The organism is Kitasatospora sp. NPDC057692, from assembly GCF_042799475.1.
Taxonomy (GTDB): domain Bacteria; phylum Actinomycetota; class Actinomycetes; order Streptomycetales; family Streptomycetaceae; genus Kitasatospora.
Genome location: NZ_JBHVIV010000035.1, coordinates 44,495 through 62,115, shown reverse-complemented (window position 1 = coordinate 62,115; position 17,621 = coordinate 44,495). Strand labels below are relative to the sequence as shown.

Annotated in this window: 9 protein-coding genes; 2 read left to right on the top strand and 7 right to left on the bottom strand. The window is 72.7% G+C overall.

Features of this window, described 5'->3' with window-relative positions; all coding sequences use genetic code 11:
* Window positions 1–340: 340 nt before the first annotated feature.
* Window positions 341–4,696 carry a LamG-like jellyroll fold domain-containing protein gene (locus ACFVFS_RS20865; protein WP_380626080.1) on the top strand — a complete coding sequence of 1,452 codons (4,356 nt, stop codon included), beginning with the start codon at window positions 341–343 and terminating at the stop codon, window positions 4,694–4,696.
* 148 nt (window positions 4,697–4,844) lie between these two features.
* Here ACFVFS_RS20865 and ACFVFS_RS20860 read toward each other — a convergent pair whose 3' ends face one another.
* Complete coding sequence (locus ACFVFS_RS20860) at window positions 4,845–6,407, bottom strand: class I adenylate-forming enzyme family protein (RefSeq protein WP_380626079.1); 1,563 nt, start codon at window positions 6,405–6,407, stop codon at window positions 4,845–4,847.
* Window positions 6,408–6,590: 183 nt separating this feature from the next.
* Complete coding sequence (locus ACFVFS_RS20855) at window positions 6,591–7,343, bottom strand: glycosyltransferase family 2 protein (protein WP_380626078.1); 753 nt, start codon at window positions 7,341–7,343, stop codon at window positions 6,591–6,593.
* Between the two features lie 253 nt (window positions 7,344–7,596).
* Here ACFVFS_RS20855 and ACFVFS_RS20850 point away from each other — a divergent pair, with 253 nt between their 5' ends.
* On the top strand, window positions 7,597–8,787 hold the full coding sequence (locus ACFVFS_RS20850; RefSeq protein ID WP_380626077.1) for a cytochrome P450: 1,191 nt from the start codon (window positions 7,597–7,599) through the stop codon (window positions 8,785–8,787).
* Window positions 8,788–8,905: 118 nt separating this feature from the next.
* Here ACFVFS_RS20850 and ACFVFS_RS20845 read toward each other — a convergent pair whose 3' ends face one another.
* The 5 genes from ACFVFS_RS20845 to ACFVFS_RS20825 form a co-directional block, all read right to left on the bottom strand.
* Entirely contained in the window at window positions 8,906–10,135 is a 1,230-nt protein-coding gene (locus ACFVFS_RS20845; RefSeq protein WP_380626076.1) for a TIGR02679 family protein, read from the bottom strand.
* Window positions 10,132–14,217, bottom strand: coding sequence for a TIGR02680 family protein (locus tag ACFVFS_RS20840; RefSeq protein WP_380626075.1), 4,086 nt, complete (start codon window positions 14,215–14,217; stop codon window positions 10,132–10,134). The genes ACFVFS_RS20845 and ACFVFS_RS20840 overlap by 4 nt, the downstream gene beginning before the upstream one ends.
* Window positions 14,218–14,233: 16 nt before the next feature.
* Entirely contained in the window at window positions 14,234–15,448 is a 1,215-nt protein-coding gene (locus ACFVFS_RS20835) for a TIGR02678 family protein (protein WP_380626074.1), read from the bottom strand.
* 34 nt (window positions 15,449–15,482) lie between these two features.
* Entirely contained in the window at window positions 15,483–16,997 is a 1,515-nt protein-coding gene (locus ACFVFS_RS20830; protein ID WP_380626101.1) for a TIGR02677 family protein, read from the bottom strand.
* Between the two features lie 279 nt (window positions 16,998–17,276).
* On the bottom strand, window positions 17,277–17,435 hold the full coding sequence (locus tag ACFVFS_RS20825; RefSeq protein ID WP_380626073.1) for a hypothetical protein: 159 nt from the start codon (window positions 17,433–17,435) through the stop codon (window positions 17,277–17,279).
* Window positions 17,436–17,621 lie beyond the last annotated feature (186 nt).

The window sequence follows — 17,621 nt, the reverse complement described above, 5'->3', positions numbered from 1 at the left end:
CCCAGTGGCCGTCGAGGGGAATATCGACTCATCGCCATTGTGATCAACATCACACCCACGTCAAATGGGTCCGGCCGCCGTCAAATCGGACTTCGCGGTTCCATCCGGCAGTTGACGGACCATCTGGCCTTGCGCCAGCTTTCATGCCGTCCTTTGCGTGCGATCTCCACGGATCCCACACGCAGCCGCTCGAACCACATCGTGGGGGGATCAGAACATGCCAGCTGCTCTCTCCGGATCGGGCTCCGAAGCCCGATCCGGAACTCATCGCCGCCGACCGGGACACTCACGCCGGCGCACCTGCGCCGCCGCCGTCGGGCTCGTGCTCGCACTGTCGTCCGTGGCTCCGGCCGCGTTCGCCGACACCGCGCCCGGCGTGCCCCCCACCTGGCCCGGAGCCGCGCCCTCGGCATCGTCCGGCCCCAGCTCCGAGACCATGGCCGCCGCCGATGCCGAGCGCGCGCAGGCGAAGCCCATCGTCACCGCGACCCAGAAGGCGATCGCCAGGGCGAAGGAGACCAAGAACCCGGTCCCCGTACCGGAGTTGACGGACGAGTTCAGTGAGACGGTCGTCACCCCGGAGGGCCACCTCTCCCGGACCCAGCACGCCGTCCAGCAGCGGACAAGGAAGCCGGACGGCGGCTGGGCCGTCCTGGACGGCAGGCTGGTCGCCGACCCGGCCGGCGGGTTCCGGCCCGCGGTCGCCGCCTCCGGAGTGCACCTGTCCGGCGGCGGCGAGGGGCCGCTCGGGACGCTGACCGGTGCGGACGGCGAGAGCCTGGCCATCGGCTCGCCGTTCCCCCTCACCAAGCCGGTCCTGGACGCGGAGGGGGGAAGCCTGACCTACCCCGAGGTCGAGCCCGGGGTGGACCTCAAGGTCACCGTCACCAAGTACGGGGCGCTGAGCACCGTCCTGGTCGTCAAGACCGCCGAGGCGGCCAAGAACCCCAAGCTCAAGAAGGTCCGTTTCGGCACCGAGGCCAAGGGTGTCACGGTCAAGGCGGACGCCGACAACAACCTCACCGCGACCGCCGCCGACGGCACCGTGCGCTGGCACGCCCCGGCGCCCCAGGTGTGGGACAGCTCCCCGGCGACCCCGGCCGCCGCGGCGGGCGGCGCAGCACGGGGCGTACAGGGCGCACCGGGCGGCAACAACGCGGCCGACGGCCCCGGCACCGCCGAGAAGAGCAGTAGCGCCTTCGGCCCCGGTGCCGGCGCCAAGGTCGCCGTGATGCCGGCCGCCGTCACGGCCGACGCCGTCGAGTTGACGGTCGATCAGGCCGTCCTCGGCCAGGGCCAGGGCCCGTGGTACATCGACCCCTCCTGGATCCCCGACGCGCGCTCGGCCAACGCCTGGACCTGGACCCAGCAGGCCTACCCCAACTTCCCGAACTACATGCGGAACACCGGCAACGGCGACGAGTACTCGCACCCGGGCGTCGGCTACCAGGGCTGGCGGACCGAGAAGGGCATCGAGCGGGCGTACTACCAGTTCGACACCAGCGGGTTCGGCTCCACCGTCATCAACAAGGCGACGCTCTCCGTCTGGCAGTACCAGTCCTCCGACTGGTCCTGCACCAACGCCTACACCGTCGACCTGTACCTGACCGGCGGCATCAACGGCGGCACGACGTGGGCCAACCCCCCCGGCGTCATCGGCGGCCGCATCGGCGAGGCCAGCGTGGCCGGCTCCGGCCAGAGCGGCTGCGGCGGCACCCGCCAGTTCAACTACGACGTCACCTCGGCCTACCGGGCGCACACCCCCGGCAACAACGCCCTCGCCTTCGGCCTGTTCGCCCGCAACGAGAGCGACCGGAACGCCTTCAAGCGGATGGACTACCAGCCGGTCGTCGCGGTCGAGTACGACATCACCCCCGACACCCCGACCGGCCAGTACGCCTGGCCGGCGCCGAGCACGGCCGTGCCGTGGGCGGAGGACCAGGGCTGCAACGGCTCGTCGATCGGCTGGATGAACTCCAGCAGCGGATTCAACGGCGCGGTGTCGCTCAACGCCACCGTGCACAGCCCTGTCCAGAACCAGCTGCAGAGCTGGTCGCACATCTGGGACTACTCGCTCCCCGGTGTCCCCGACGTCGACTCCGGGCTCTCCGGCTGGGTCGGCAACGGCGCCAACGCGAGCTTCAACGTCCGCTCCGACGTGATCAAGGACGGCCACGTCTACGGCTGGAGCACCCACGCCACCGACGGCCTGGTCGGGATGTCGAACTCGACGCCCACCTGCCGCTTCGGCGTGGACCTGACCCCGCCGACCATCCAGGTTCCGAACGGCTACACCCAGCTGTCCGAGGCCCAGTTGGCGACCCAGTACCCGCCGTCCGGCAACGGCCAGACCACCAGGAAGCGCACCGGCGAGGTGGGCATCGTCCCGTTCACCGTGGCCGACCCCGCGCCGGACGGCGGTGGCAGCTCCGGCCTCGCCTGCGCCCGCTGGTCCTGGGACCCGCAGCTGGCCGGCGCCGGCTGGGTCTGCGGGTCCTCGATCCCGCAGGGCGGGGCCGACGTGGTCCCCAACCGCTGGGGCACCAACATCCTGTACATCCAGGTGATGGACAACGCGCGCAACGTCTCGCTGATCGCGCCGTACTCGTTCTACGTCCCGTGGAACCCGGACGGCCCCCCGCCCGCCTTCGGCGACGTGACCGGTGACAGCGCGCCCGACATCGTCACCCCCGACCAGTCCGGCAACCTGCGCGCCTACACCGTGCCGGGCAACCCGCTCGCCAGGAACACCGCCGTGACCCTGGTGGCCGGCCGGGCGGACTCGCCCACCGGGCAGGGCTGGGACAACGTCCAGTTCGCCCATCGCGGCACCCTGACCGGCGGCAACAACATCGACGACTTCATCGCCCATGCTCCCGGCAGCCCCAACCTGTACGTCTACGGCAATCCCGGCAACACCGGCCAGTACGGGCGGATCGACACCAAGGTGGAGCTCGCCAAGCCGCAGTGCGTGGTGACCGCGACCGAGAACTGCGCCTGGCGCACCGCCGCGGGATACAACGCCGCCGACTGGTCGAACACCCTGCGGGTCGCCTCGCTCGGCGACCCGGTCAACGCCGACCTGAACTACAAGTTGCAGTTCAAGAACAAGACCGGCCTGCTCACCGTCGAGAGCACCAACGGCGGGACCGACGGCGCGCTCTGGTACTACCCGGCGACCGTCAACAACACCCTGGGCAAGCCCGTCCTCCTCGCCGCCTCCGGGTGGAAGGACAAGGAGCTCATCACCCCGGGCGACTGGGCCAAGCAGGGCCACCCGGGTCTGTGGGCACGCAACCTCCAGGCCGCCCCGGACGGTGCCAAGGGCGCCCTGCTCGCCTACACCTTCACCACCGGTACCGTGGTCGCCACCGACAAGCAGGGCCAGCCGGTGATCGACGGCGCCGGCACCGTCCTCAACGTGCCCACGGTCACCGGGATCTCCCACGTGTCCGTCATCGGGTCCGTCCCGGTGGAGGGCTGGCCCGTCCTCGGGTCGGACGGCGACCTCACCGGCAAGGGCTCCCCGACCCTCTGGGGCAGGACCAACGAGGGCCGGATCGACATCTGGTGGGGCGAGACCGTCAACCCCGGCGCCGCCGACCCGGGCTTCACCTGGTACGTCGGCCCCGAGGCGGTCGCCGACACCTCGGTGAACCCGCTCTGGTGGGGGCTCGACGGCCAGAGCCAGACCTCGGACTCCACCCTGGTCAACCCGCTGATCGCCTACCAGACGGTCGGCACCACGACCGACCACAACGGTGCGGCGAACCGCGCCGCCGCCTTCAACGGCGCCGGCTACTACCGGACCACCCACAGCGCGGGAACGACCACCGGTCTGGACACCACCCAGAGCTTCAGCGTCTCCGCCTGGGTGAGGCTCGGCAGCGCCGCCGGCTTCCAGTCCGCCGTCTCCATCGTCGGCCAGGAGCGGAGCCCGTTCTACCTGCACTACCACCCCGGCCTCCAGCAGTGGCTGTTCACCGTCACCGGCGAGGACCTGGAGAGCACCGGCGCCTACTACTCGGCCGCCAGCGGCGAGACCGCCCAGGTCGGCGTCTGGACGCACCTGACGGGCGTCTACAACTCCGGAACGCACACCGTCACGCTCTACGTGAACGGCAGGGCGGTCGGCAGCAACAAGGCGCCGACGTCCTGGAAGACCAACGGCGGCCTGCTCATCGGGGCCGAAGGCACCAACAAGACCGGCGTCTCCACCAACGCCCTCTTCTCCGGCGCGATCAGCGACGTCCGGGTCCACCCGTACGCCCTCACCGACCAGCAGGCCAACACCGTGGCCACCGTCGGGTCGAACGTCCAGATCCGCAGCGCCTACAACGCCGGTAGCTGCATCGACAACTGGGGCGGCCAGGAAGGGGCCGTGCCGCGGATCTACGACTGCTACAACGGCTCGGCCCAGTACTTCACGCTGACCGCCGACAACAGGATCAAGGTCCCCGGTACCGAGCGCTGCCTCAGCACCAGTCCCACCGGCTCGCCGGTCGTCATCCTGCCGTGCGGCAACGCCGACCAGCAGACCTGGGTCCGCCAGAGCGACGGCCGGCTCTACAACCCGGCGTCCCAGAGCTGCCTGGAACTGCCCGGCTGGCAGGACGCGAACGGCACCGCCCTCGGGCTCTGGCCCTGCAACTCCGGCGCCAACCAGCGCTGGCACCTCCAGGCCCGAGCCGCCTGACCACCCCGCTCAAAGGCCACCGAACCCTGTAGAACCCCGCGGCCCCCGTCCGGAACCCATCCGGGCGGGGGCCGCTCTGTCGAGCGGTCGCCGCGACGCGGCTTCCGTGCGCGGCCATCCGCACGGGTGCTCCGTGCGACTTCGGCGATCACCGCCTCTCCCGCGCGACCAGCGCGCGGAGTTGTTCGCGGTCGGGCTTCTCGGTCCGTCCCCGGCGGGGGATCGCCGGGAGGCAGTGGATCCGGTCCGGCAGCGCCGCGTGGTCGATCGTGCGGGGCAGTTCGCGGTGCAGGCGGCGCAGGAGTTCCGGTTCCGGGACCGAGCCGTCCGGACGGACGGCCAGCACCACCGCCTCGTCGGCCGTCAGCGGATCGGGGACGCCCACGATGACGGCCTCGGCGATGCCCGGAAGGGCGGCTATCGCGGGTTCGTACAGGCCGGGGTAGAGGTTGAAGGAGCCGCGGATCAGCATGTCCTTGGTCCGGCCGAGCAGGACGATCCGGCCCTCGGCGTCGATCCGGGCCCGGTCGCCGGTGTTGAGTTCGCCGATCGCGCCGTCCCCGACGTAGCCGATCGCCAGGTGGGCGCCGCGGAGGAGCAGTTCGCCCTCCTCGTTGAGGCGTGCCGTGACGCCGGGCAGGGGGTGGCCGGCCAGGTCGCCGTGAGGTGCGTGGTCGAGCTTCTCCCCGGCCTCGGTCACGGCGATCGGCAGCATCTCGGTCGCACCGTAGATCACGGCGATCCGGGCCGAGGGGAGCGCGGTCCGCAGGCGGCGCAGAATCGGGGGCGGCACGGGAGCGGCCCCGAGCAGCACCGTGCCCAGGGTGTCCGGGAGCCGACCGGCGGCGAGCAGGCGGGACAGGGCGGCCGGGGTGCCGAAGGTGTGGGTGGCGCGGCGGCGCCGCAGGTCCCGCAGGAACCGCTTCGGACGCACCGGGAGCGGCGCCGCCGACCAGGTGGCGCCGGCGGCGAGGAAGGCGAAGGCCATCATCAGCTGCTCGGAGTGCACGACGACCGGGCCCCGGGCGGCGGGCAGGCCGAGGCTTTCGCCGAGCAGGTCCGCGCCGGCCAGCAGCGTCCCCTGGCTGTGCACGACCCCGCGGGGGCGGGCCGTGGTGCCGGAGGTGAACACGATCAGGGCGGGGCGGTCCGGATCCCCCGCGGGCTCGGACGGGGGTGCGGACGCCGTGCGCGCCAGCGCGGCGGCGGAGAGTGCGTGCGGGGGCAGGCCGGGGAGGCGCGGGCCGGTGTGGACCAGGCGCAGGGTCGGGTCGTGGAGCGCGGGAAGGTCGAGGCCGAGGCGGCGCAGCAGTGTGCGCCCGGCCCTGCGCGCGGAGAGCGCGGAGAGCCAGGACTCGGCGGCCAGCCAGCGCGGCGCGGCGAGCGATTCGGCGACGAGCCGGCCGCGTGCGGCGTCGAGCTCGGCGCCGGCGCCCGGGTCGGCCACCACCACGGCGGCGCCGACCGCCATGACGGCCAGGCCGAGCACCAGGGCGTCCCGGCCGGGGCGGACCGCGAACAGCACGGTGTCACCGGCGCCCATTCCGGCGGACCGCAGCCCGCTCGCGGTCGCGGCGATCCGCCGGGCGAGCTCGCCGTAGGTGAGCGTGCCGTGCGCGTCGAGCAGGGCAGGCGCGTCGGGCGTCCGGCGCGCGTGGTCCGCGATCCGCCCGGCCAGTCCGGTGCCTGCGGGGTCCGGCGTGCTGCTCATGGGGTGGTCACCTCCGGGGACTCGCCGCTCATCCGGCCGTCACCTCCCGTCGTGCGGACGCCGGGATCAGCACCCGCCGTTCGATCCGTCGCCGTGCGCTCCGCCCGGCCCGTCGCCGTACGATCCGCCCGGCCCTCGCCGCCGGCTGCGCCGCCCGTCGCTCCCGGACGTGTTCCCGACGCCTCATCGGATGTCGACCACGTCCGGCCGGTACCGGTGGTCCGCGTACCAGGCCAGCGTGTTGCGCAGCCCGAAGGCGCGCAGCCGCCGCACCGAACCGTGGACCGTCATGCCCGGGACCTGCCCGTACGCCGCGGTGAGCCTGCGGACCCGGTTCACCAGGGCGCGGTCCTCGTGCTCCTCCTCGATCGCGGTGCGCGGGAAGCCGCCGCAGCGCTGGTAGAGGTCGGCGGTGATGGCCAGGTTGCAGCCGGGGCACATCAGGTACGGGCCGAGGTACTGCGGATCCTGGTTGCCGGGCCGGAACCTGCCGAACCGGGCCGCCACCGCGACCACCGCCGGAAGCAGCCGGCTCTCCCACAGTTTGAGCCGGAACTCGTCGGTTCGCGGCCTCAGTGGGCCGGTGACCAGTTCCAGCCCGCCGGACAGTCCGCGCCGCACGGCCGCCGTCCAGCCGGGCACCGGCAGGCAGTCGGCGTCGGTGCGGGCCAGGTACCGGGCACCGGCCTTGATCGCGTACCGCATCCCGGTGTCCGCCGCCGCGCCGGTGCCCTTGCGCGCCTCGGTGATCAGGTGCAGCGGGAACCCGGCGGTGACGGCGAACTCCCGGACCACCTCGGCGGTCCGGTCGGTCGAGGTGTTGTCCACCACCACGCACTCGAAATCCACGTCGTTCTGCCCCGCCAGCGCCCGCAAGGTGGCCGGCAGCGAGGCCTCCTCGTTGTAGGCCGGCACGACCACCCACAGATCCGTCACCGATGCTCCCACTCGACCAGGTTCACAACCGCGCGAAGAGGACGCCGAGCGGGACTCCGCCGGCCAGGCCGATCAGGGCCGCCCCCGGCCCGTACCGGCACCGGTGGCCCGACCACCTGTCCACATTCCCCGACACCGTGTCCAGGCTGTCCAGGCCTCCCCCGGGCCGCCCGATCATACGATGATCCCAGGGCCGGGCCCTGCCACGGTACGGTTCCTCGCACGGACACCCAAGGCGGCGGCGGGGGCGGCGATGAGCGCGACGACAACGGCGGAACGGCACGAGAGCAAGCTGCTGTGGGCCAGCCGACCCGCGCTGTGGACGCTGACCAGGATCACCATGGCACGGCCCTTCGGACCGATCCGACGGGTGCCCCGGCTCGGCTGGGTGGCGGGCGAACCCACCCTGATCCGGGCCGTGCTCAACGACCACGAGCACTTCACCCTGCTCGGCGAGGGCGGCGTGGGCCATCTGTGGGAGCAGATCCTCGGACCGTACGTCACCCGGCTCTTCGACGGCGCCGGCCACGCGGACCTGCGCCGCCGCGCCCGGGACCTGTTCACCGAGCAGAACTCCGCCGCCCTGGTCGAGCGGGCCGCCGGACCGGTCTACACCGATGTCACGGCTCGCCTCGCCGCCGGCGACCGGGTCGACGTGGCCGCGGCCGCCCGGCTCGTCGTCGGCCGCCTGATGGCCGACCTGCTGGGTCTTCGACTCCCGCCGGACAGCGACGACTCCGCCTACCTGGAGACCTTCGCCGCCGGCGAGCGGCTGGCGGCACTCGCCCTCGACACGGCCGCCTCGACCGAACTGCCGCCGGAGCGGATCGAAGCGGCCAGGGACATCGTCAGGTCACTGACCAGCGGCGTCCCCGCCGCCTACGCCGACGCCGGACCCGACACCCTGCTCGGCCGCTGCCGCGAAGCCGGGATCACGCTGGAGGAGGCCTGCGGCCTCGCCTCGCTGCTGCTCGTCGCGGGCACCGAGACCGCCGCCAGCGCGATGGCCCGAACGGTCGCCCTGATCCACGACACCGAGCAACAGGAACCGCTCCTCGCCGACCCCGGACTGGTCCCCGACGCGGTCCGCGAGGGACTGCGGGTGACCACCCCCGCGCCGGTGGTCGGACGGCACGTCAGCGCGGACGTCACCCTCGCCGGCCGCCAGCTCCGCGAGGACGACCGCATCCTCCTCGTCACCTACGCGGCCGACAACCTCGCCGGCGGCTTCGACCTCGCCCGCCCGTACGACCCACGCTCGCGCCAGCTCTGGTTCGGCGCCGGCCGACACCTCTGCCTGGGCGCCCCCGTCGCACGGGCCGAGATCGCCCGCATGGTCGAGGCGGTCTGCACCGCGGGTCGCCCGTACCGCATCGTCTCGCGCAGCTACGCCCGGAAGGTGATGATCCCCTCCTACGCCTCACTCGTCCTCGAACTCCGATGACCGGGACGTTCCGGGTCAGTCGCAGATCAGGAGCCCCGGGGGTACGGCGTCGGGTGGGGAAGTCGACGTGGACGAGGCCGAAGCGTTGGTGGTGGCCCTCGGCCCGTCGAACAGGCTGTCATTCTCCGTGCCGGTGGTCTGCCAAGTCGTCGAGGAGAGGGTCTGCGACCATCTCCTCGACCACTGCGGTGCGCAGTTCGGCCATCGAGTCGACGAGCCCCGGATCCCATGGAGCAGGCGTGAGGCGGCCCGGATCGGGGCCCGAGGGAACCCGCGTCACGGCGGCCCGGTAGTCCTCGGCCGCCATCCGCCAGGGAGCGGCGCCGGTCTTGGCCATGACGTGAGCCGCGATCCGGATGCCCTCGCCGTCGAAGTCGCCGTGGTAGTGCAGGAATGCACCGTCCTCGGCGAGTCGGCGCAGCAGGTGGATCACGGCGGTGTTGGGCCAGCCGGAGGTGCAGACCAGCGGCGGGCACTGCCGGCCGAAGCGTCGTAGGGCGAGGGCGAGCACACTGGGGTTCTCGGTGATGTGCACGGGTCCCGCGGGACCGGTGAATTCGCCGGGTGAGCGCAGTTGGGCGAGGGTGAGGCTGACGGGGTGCCCGGCTCCGGCGCAGATCCGGGAGATCCCGGCGACCGGGCCTTCGCCCCCGGGGCGGAGACCGGCGGCGAGCACGGTGGCGGACAACTCGTCGTCGGCCACGCCGGCTCGGCCCCAGAGTGCGCGTCGCCCTTCGGCGGCGTCGGGCATGTCGGTGCCGTACAGCACCGCCAGTGCGCGCAGGACCAGGGAGGACAGCCGGGTCCCGTCGTCGAGGGCGTGGGAGTCGCCGTCCAGGAGGCGAGCGGCGAGGACCGGTAGTGGCTCACCGCCGGCCGGGAGCGCTGCGAGGACGGTCAGCGCGGCGGTCATCAGGCCCCTGGTCCGATCGGGTGAGCCGTCGACGAGGCCGGCGGTCCGCAGGTGGCCGACCCATTCCAGCAGAGCGGGCTGGGCGGTGACCACCTCGTGGTCGCCCAACCACGCCCACAGGGCGTCGCGTTGACCGGTCCTGTGGTGGCGCTCGGCGGCCCGGTCGTGGATCGGCCCGAGGATCGCGGTCACCACGTCCCGGACGGGCCGACCGCAGGCGTCCAGCACGGCACCGTCGAGTCCGGCGAGGGGGATCGTCGGTTCGGTGCCGGGGAGCCGGTCGAGTCCGAGGAGGTCGGCCAGTGCCTCCCGACCGGCGTCGTCGAGCGGTCCGGACCGTACTCGGCTGACGGGGCGGCCGGTCGAGAGGCGGTCGTGGACGGCCGACCAGAGGGGCCGGAGTTCGGGAAGGTCGAGGGGGTGCCGGTCCGTCATGCCGGTTCTTCCGCATCGGCTTCGTCGGACAGCAGGTCGGTTCCCGTCCAGGTGAAGCGGGCACTGGTGACGGCGTCGTCGCCGTCACCTCCGGTGATCAGCTGGTGGACGGCGATGCCGGAGAGCTCCCGGTAGGTGCACCACTCGTGGTCGGAGGTGAGCAGCAGGTCGAGGTCGAGTGCCGCGAGGAGGCCGAAGACCTGCCCGCGGTTGACGGTGTCGACGCCGACGAAGACCTCGTCGAGCAGAATCAGTCGCGGCGACTCCGGCACCGCCTCGTAGTGGGCGGCCACGGCGGCGAACAGCGGCAGATGGAGGGCGATGGCCTTCTCGCCGCCCGAGAGCGCGCCGTGGAGCTTCTTGGTGAGCAGCTGCCACCCGGAGCCGTTGGCGCGGTCCAGTTTGACGACGAACTGGTGCCAGGCCGTGTAGTCGAGGACCTCGGCGAGCTGCTCCTCCCAAGTCGCCGCCGTGTTGCGGGTCTTCGCTTCCTCGATACGGCCCCGGAAGAACGTGTGCAGGGCTTCGCGGTCGGCTTCGGTGATCCGCGCCGGGTCCTTGAGCAGCAGCTCACGGGCCGTCCGCGTGCCGGCGGGCAGGTCGGGGTGGATCTGCCACACCAGACGGACAGCCACCCGCGAGGCGGTCCGGACCCGTTCGAGGTGGCCGTTCATCCGCTCGACGAGTTCACCGGCCTGGCGGATCCGGGAGGCGAGGTGGCGGCGGGTGTCGCCGGTGAGGGTCCGGTCGAAGAGGCCGCGTTCGGCGGCGGTGATGTCGCCCTGACTGCGGTCACGGTCGCCGGTGAGGATGGCGAGGAGGCCGGCCGCGCCGACCCGGATTCCGTCGACGGTGGCGGTGAGGACGTGGACGTCCTCCGCCGCTTCGAGTTCGAGGTCGGCACGGCTGCTGAGGGTCTGGCGGGCTCGGTGGACGGCCTCGGAGAGACGGTTCAGGGAGTCGCCGAGGTTCCTGGCGCCGTGCAGCACGCTGGGCCACGCGGCGGCGGTCTCGCGCGCCGCTTCGAGGGTGGCACGGGTGCCGTCCACGGAGGTGAGGACGAGCCCGAGGCCCGCGTCCTCGGGGAAGCCGAGGACGCACAGGCGCCGGAAGCCGTGGGCGGCCTCGTTTCGGACCGCTACGGCCCTGCCGTGCAGGGCCTCGTCCCGGGCCGTGGTCGCGCCCAGTGCGCCGATGCGGCCTTCGAGCGTGAGAAGTGCCTGGGTACCGGATTCGAGGTCGCGGCGGATCCGGTCGAGAGACTGCCGGAAGTCACTGATGCGGGCCGCCACTTGGCGGTAGTCCTCGCCGACGGTGCTCTCGACCGCCCGGAGCGTTGATCGGAGCCCACGGGCGGCGGTCTCGGCGGTCTCGGCCTCCTCCAGGCTCTCGGCCGCCGCGCCCCTGGATGCCTCGGCATGGCTGCGCGCGGAGTTCCAGGCATGCTGAGCGGCTGTCCAGGCGAGGTGGGCGTCGAGCCAGACGTCGGCCTGTTCACGCAGCGCGTCGACGGCTGCGGCCGTCTTGTCCAGCGCGGCTCGTTCGGTCGGCAGGGCGTGCTCGGCCGAGGCGACGGCGAGTGCGCGCAGCGCGTCCGCGACCGCGGCCTCCTGTCGCGCGAGCCGTTCGACCGCCTCGCGTACGGCCTCCTCGCGGGCGCCCACCTCGGACTCCGACCGCTCCCAGACACTCCTGGCCCCCTCCACCTCCCGGTGGTGCGGCCGGGAGCGGAGGTCGGCACCGAGGCGCGTCCGGCGGTCGGCGAGGGCACGCAGCCGCGTCTCGTAACCGGTGACGGCGGTGTCGGCCTCGGCCAGTTCGGTGGTGAGCTCCGCGATCCGCCGTTGCCTGGCGCGCTCCCGGGCCGCGGCACCGATGTGGCTGGACTCCTCCTTGCTCCAGGAGCCGACCGCCATCGCCAGCCGCCAGCTTCCGTCGGCCCCCACGGCGGCCGGGTGGTCCGCCGGCAGGGCGGGACCGTAGGCGATACCGCGAAGCAGCCTCTGCACCAGAGCGGGAGGCACCAGGCCGTCGGGTTCCGGAGCCAGGACGTCGAGCAGCGAGGGGCCCGGCGCGGGCACGGCCGCTGCCGGGTCGGCCAGGGTGTCGTGTCCGGCGATGACGAGACCACCGTCGGCAGTCACCAAGGCGTCGAGCAGGCCGGCCGCTTCCAGGGCCGCCTCGACGCCTGCCTGATCGGCGGGCGGCACATCCGGCCGGAAGGCCAGCAGTCGCCACAGTGGCGCCCCGGGCAGGACCGCCCGGTCGGCCGTGCGGGTCCGTGGTGGAACCGGCGGGAGATCCGCCGCGACCGCGGTGCGTTCCAGTTCTCCGAGGAGCCGGTCACGCCCGGCGCGGGCGTCGTCCCGGCCGGCGCGGGCGGTCGTCTCGTCGGCGGTGATGGAACTCTCCGCCGCCCGGGCCGCGGCTTCGACCAGCGCGAGGACATCGGTCTCGACGGCGGCACGGGACGCGAGCTCCTCGACGTCGTCGATCGACAGCTCCGCGCAGTCCTCCGTCGCCCAACGGTGCAACAGGGCGGCGTGGGCGTCGACGGCCTCCTCGTAGGCGCGGGCGTTCCCGTCACGCCGTGCGGTCGCCCCGGCCAGCCGTTCCCGCGCCGAATCGAGGTGCTGCTCCGCCATCGTCCGGCCCGCGAGGGAACGCTCGTGGCACTCGACGGCGGCGCGGACGTCGGCGATCTGGCGGTGCCGCGAGACGACCGCACCGCGCAGCAGGCGGCGCGCCGTACGCCCCTGCTCCTCGTCCTCCCCGGGCGGCCCCTGTGCGGCGCCGAGCACCGTCTGCACCTCGGCGCAGACGGACTCCATGGCTGCTCGCCGCGCCGCGCCGCGTGCGTCCTCGTGAGCGGCCCGGGTCTGTTCGGCCCTCTGCTCGGAGCGCAGCCGCGCACCGTCCGCACGCCCCGCGTCCTCGTCGGCCGCCCGAACCTTCCGGTCTGCGGCGGTGCGTGCCCCGACGGCGGCCCGGTCCGCCTGTTCGCTCCTGCGACGGAGCTGATCGAGTTCCTGTCCCTGCCGATACGCCTCGGAGTCGAGCAGCCCCTCGATCGCGCCCTCGATCTCCTGCCGCCCGTATTCGCGCTCCTGCTGCGCCCGCTTGTTCTCCTCCCGCTCACGCACGGCTTCCGCGTGCGCCTCCGCGCTCTCCCTCGCGATGCGAGCGAGGTTGTCCATTTCGGTCGTCGCGGAGATGAGCGCGGCCGCGCCGGCGCGCAGGACGCGCTGGGCGTAGCCGCGTTGTTGGTTCGCGACGGCGGTGGCCGCGGCCACCTCGTCGTCCAGGGCCTTCAGGTGTTCGCGCTGGCGGTCGAGGCGCTCGAATCCCTCGGCCAGTTCGGTGATCTCCCCCTGGCCGAGCGGGGGCAGCGCCCGCGAGAGCAGGGAGGACAGCAACGACGGATCCAGGCGCTCAGAGAGCTTGGGGGTGCGGAGTTGGAGCAGCGCGGTGATCAGGGCGTCGTAGCGCTGCTCGCTCAGCCCCGGGAAGAGCGTGCTCCGGACCGTGTTGCGGTAGTCGGTGGGAGACCCGTGCAACTCACCCTGCCCTTGCAGGGCGTCGGCCAGCGCGGCCCGGGTGAGCGGCTGGCCCGCGTCGTTGACCAGGGAGAGGCCCCCGGGGCGGTCGATCCACGCGCCGGTGGTGAAGTAGTCCACGGTGACACCGGTGGTGTGAACGCCGGCCTGGAGCCTGGCGCCGCAGGTGAACCGGACAGGGTCGCCGTCGCCGCGGACGAACTCCAGCCACACGTACCCGACGCGGGTCTTGCCCGAGGCGCCCTCCCCCATCAGGTTCCAGTGCATGGTGCGTTCGGAGCCGCCGAAGGTCGACAGCCGGTTGGGGCGCAGGCTGGCGTCGAGCAGGAACGGCAGGAGCACCTCCAACGCCTTCGACTTGCCCGTGCCGTTCTGCCCCCGCAGGAGCAGCCGGCCCTCGTGAAAGGTGAAGGTCTCGTCGTAGTAGCGCCAGATGTTGAGGATTCCGGCCCTGGAGGGCCGCCAGCGCACTGCTGCGGCGGCCGTCGGGGACACGGGGCGCTGCGGTAGCCGGGTCACGGTCATCGGAGGTCTTCCCTGGTCAGGTTGCGGGACCGTCGGCCACGGCGGTCCGGTACCGGAACGCCACGGGGCGGGGGACGGTGCGGTCGCCGATCCGGCACGCCAGGCCGAAGTCGTCGAGGACGCGAAGGGCATCGGTCGTGAGCCGCTGGGCGCCGTCCTCGGACTGGTAGCCCTTCGCCCACTGCGGGAAGCGCCGCAGCAGTCCGTTCGCCTCGGCCACGAGCTGTTCCGGTGTCAGCCCGTCCGGAGCGTCCGTCAACGGTTCCAGCAGGAGCAGGGCGGCGACGCGGGCCGTCGCGGAGTCGTCCGGAAAGCGGCTGTCGGTGGCGATCCCCTCCGGGTCCACGAGCAGCAGGCCGTCGGCCCGTTCCTCCAGCACGAAGCCGCCCTGCTCGGCGGCACGCCGGACGATCTGCCGCCCCGTCGGCGAGGTCAGGTAGGCAAGTTCGTCAGCGCCGAGTTCGTCGTGGTGCAGGACGGGATCATCGAGGAGCCGACGGAGCACCGAGTGCCGCAGCCTCAGGTTGCGCTGCGCGTCGGAAGCGTCGGCACCGCCGTACCTGCTCTCGCGCACCGTGCCCCGCAGGAGTTCCTCGAAGCGCAGTGGTACGTCCGCCGTCGGCACGGCCAGCCGGGACGGCCCGACGGGCGCGGCGAGCAGGCGCATCAGCACGGTCGCGTCCACCCGGTAGAGGACCTTGGCCTTCGCCGAGTCGACGAAGCTCTCCGTGGCGCCGTCCACCGTGAGGAGTGCGCCGAAGGTCTCCAGCAGCTTGAGGACGTCCACGAAGGCCATGCGCTCGGGCTTGCTCGCCGTGTCGAAGGGCGGCAGCGCCTCGTCGGTGGCACACGCCTGGACGACCCGGTCCGCGAGCAGGCCGACCGTCGTCACCGGGACCGGGAGCAACTCGGCCGCGACGACGCACAGCAGCGTGTAGCGGCGGCGGTCGAACGGGGCTCTGCCGGACCGCAGCCGTCGGGCGGGGCGCGAGTCGTCGGGCACGGTCCGGATCTTGAGCAGGCGCACGTACCCCAGGCGTGGCTCCACCACCAGCTGCCAGCCGCAGTTGTAGTCGAACCACTTCGTCAACGGATCCTGGCGGCGGCGTATCAGTTCGAAGGCGGGCGGGTCACCGCGCTCGGTGATCAGCGGTCGGCCGAGGAGCAGCCTGATGCCTCGGGCGATGTCCTGCCGCTCGGCCAGGACCAGCTGGTTGGCAAGGGTGCTCATGCGCTCCTCCTGGTGGTGATCGCACTCCGTCGGCTCATCCGGTGTCCTCCCGGATGACCGCCCGAATGACGCCCGGGCTTCGGATCTCCACCAAGTAGTCGGGGCCTTCGAGCTGGCCGTGGGAGGTCCGCAGGACGGCCCGTCCGCCGTCGGGACAGGGCCTGAGTACGACCTCGACGCGGCCGTCGGAGGTGACCGCCCGACGCGCCCCACCCGCGTCCGGCGCTGCGGCCAGTGCCCTGCCGAGGAGGTCGAGCAGCCGGTCGAAGACGACGTGGTCCAGCATCCGGAAGCCGGAGAGTCGCACCGGGCCGTCCGTGCCCAGGACGTCCCAGGCGGCTTCGAGTTCAGCCCTCTCCTTCCGGGCCCGCTCGGCCCGGGCCGCCTTGATGCCCCCGATGTCGCGCACCTTTCCGGTGCGCGTGAACCGCTCGGTACGGCCGCTGGTGCGCAGCAGTGCCGATACCTCCACCGGCGGGGTCTCGGCCCAGCTGCCCGACGACGGCACCAACTCCGGATCGGGGTGCGCGAGATGGGCGTGCCGAGCCGGGCCGAGGCCGAAGGCGGCCGACCACAGGCGGTGCAGGTCGTCCTCGCCGGGCGCTGCGGCGAACCAGCGGGCCAGCTCCCGGAAGTCCTGGACGGCACTGGAGGAGCGACGCCGTGACTCGGTGATCCGGTCGAGGACCTGGAGGAGCGTCACGATCGCCCGCCGCGCCACGTCGTGCAACTGCTCCACGCGGGCACGCGCCCCGTCGGCCGGCCGGAACCAGGACTGGAGCCCCTCCCAGCGCGCCCGGCGCCGCTCCAGCCAGGCCGGTGCGGGATCACCGTCGGCGGCCGGCGGCAGTTCGGCGCCCCACAGCGCCCGCGCGTGCAGCAGGCTCACGCCGCGGTGCTCGACCCGCTCCACGGCCGTAGCCACCGCCTGGCCCCGCTGGTCCAGGTTCACGAGGAACTCCTGGAGGTAGGCCACCGTCGCGGCCTTCACCTCGCGAAAGGTCGCCAGGTCCGCGCCCTCGGCGCGCAGCAGACGCTGCAACTCTCCGTTGAACGCCTTGGTGTTGGACAGCAGCGCCTCCAGGTGGCCCTCCAGCTCCATCAGCGTCGTGAACACCCGACGGTCCGAGGCCGCGGAATCACCCATGAGGACGTACAGCTCGTCGAGCCGGTCCGTGATCGCCTCCAGCACCGCCGTCTGGAGCGCCCCGGTCGATGCGAGCACGGCCAGCGCGTGCTCGACCCCGGCGAACGCGGCCTCACCGCGCCGGGTCAGCGAGTACTGGAGGTTGCGGCGCTCGTACTCCTCGGCGGTGCGGTAGTTCTCCGCGTGGTTCTGGACGACGTCGAGCAGCTGCCACTCCCTGAGCTTCCCCAGCGCCGCCTGGAGGTCGTCGTCATGGACCGCGTCGAGCCACCCGATCATCCGCAGCCGACCCCGGACGTCGTCCACCCCCAGCGCGGTCTCCAACCGCTCGTTGGCCGCCCCGAAGGCCTGGAGGATCGCACCGTAGAGTTCGGCCCTGTCCCCCGTCGTGAACCGGAACATCTCCGGCGGCACCCTGCGCAAACGGCCCCCTCCTCTTCCCGGCCGACATCAGAGTACCCGGCTACTCATGTGGACTGCTGTCGCAGATCGTGGACCACCCGCCACGCCTGATCGGCGGACTGCTGCCGCGCCACGTACTTCTCCTCAAGTTCCCGGCGTACGCGTTCCGGCTCACCCTGGAAGGCCGGGGGAAGCCCGGTTGTGATCCGAGCCGCCGCCTGGAGAGCGGCAAGTGTCGGCGCGCTCTCGCCGAGATCCAGACGGCATTCGGCTGCACGATCACCTCAGCCACGTCCGCCGGGACCACAGCACTCCTCGGAGCCGCTGCTCACGCAGGTGCTGGTCGCGCAGGGCGCCCTCGGTCCGGCCGTCGTGCGGAGGTCGCCCCGAGCAGAGCAGGTAGAGGACGCAGCAGAGGCTGTGAACGTCGCCGGCCACCGTGGGCTCACGATCCAGCAACTGCTCCGGGGACTTGTGACCGTGACCTCCCGGAGTCGACGTGGACGAGGCCGAAGCGCTGGTGGCAGCCCTCGGCCCGTCGAACAGACTGCCGTTCCATTCGTGACGGCGGCCTGCCAGCTCTCCACCCCTGCCCGCCCCGGACACCTACCGGCTTCGTGCCCC

Coding starts and splice junctions, on each gene's coding strand:
- ACFVFS_RS20845 (WP_380626076.1), bottom strand. CDS start 10,135: ATGACGGACCGGCACCCCCTCGACCTTCCCGAACTCCGGCCCCTCTGG.
- ACFVFS_RS20835 (WP_380626074.1), bottom strand. CDS start 15,448: ATGAGCACCCTTGCCAACCAGCTGGTCCTGGCCGAGCGGCAGGACATC.
- ACFVFS_RS20830 (WP_380626101.1), bottom strand. CDS start 16,997: ATGTTCCGGTTCACGACGGGGGACAGGGCCGAACTCTACGGTGCGATC.
- ACFVFS_RS20840 (WP_380626075.1), bottom strand. CDS start 14,217: ATGACCGTGACCCGGCTACCGCAGCGCCCCGTGTCCCCGACGGCCGCC.
- ACFVFS_RS20860 (WP_380626079.1), bottom strand. CDS start 6,407: ATGAGCAGCACGCCGGACCCCGCAGGCACCGGACTGGCCGGGCGGATC.
- ACFVFS_RS20850 (WP_380626077.1), top strand. CDS start 7,597: ATGAGCGCGACGACAACGGCGGAACGGCACGAGAGCAAGCTGCTGTGG.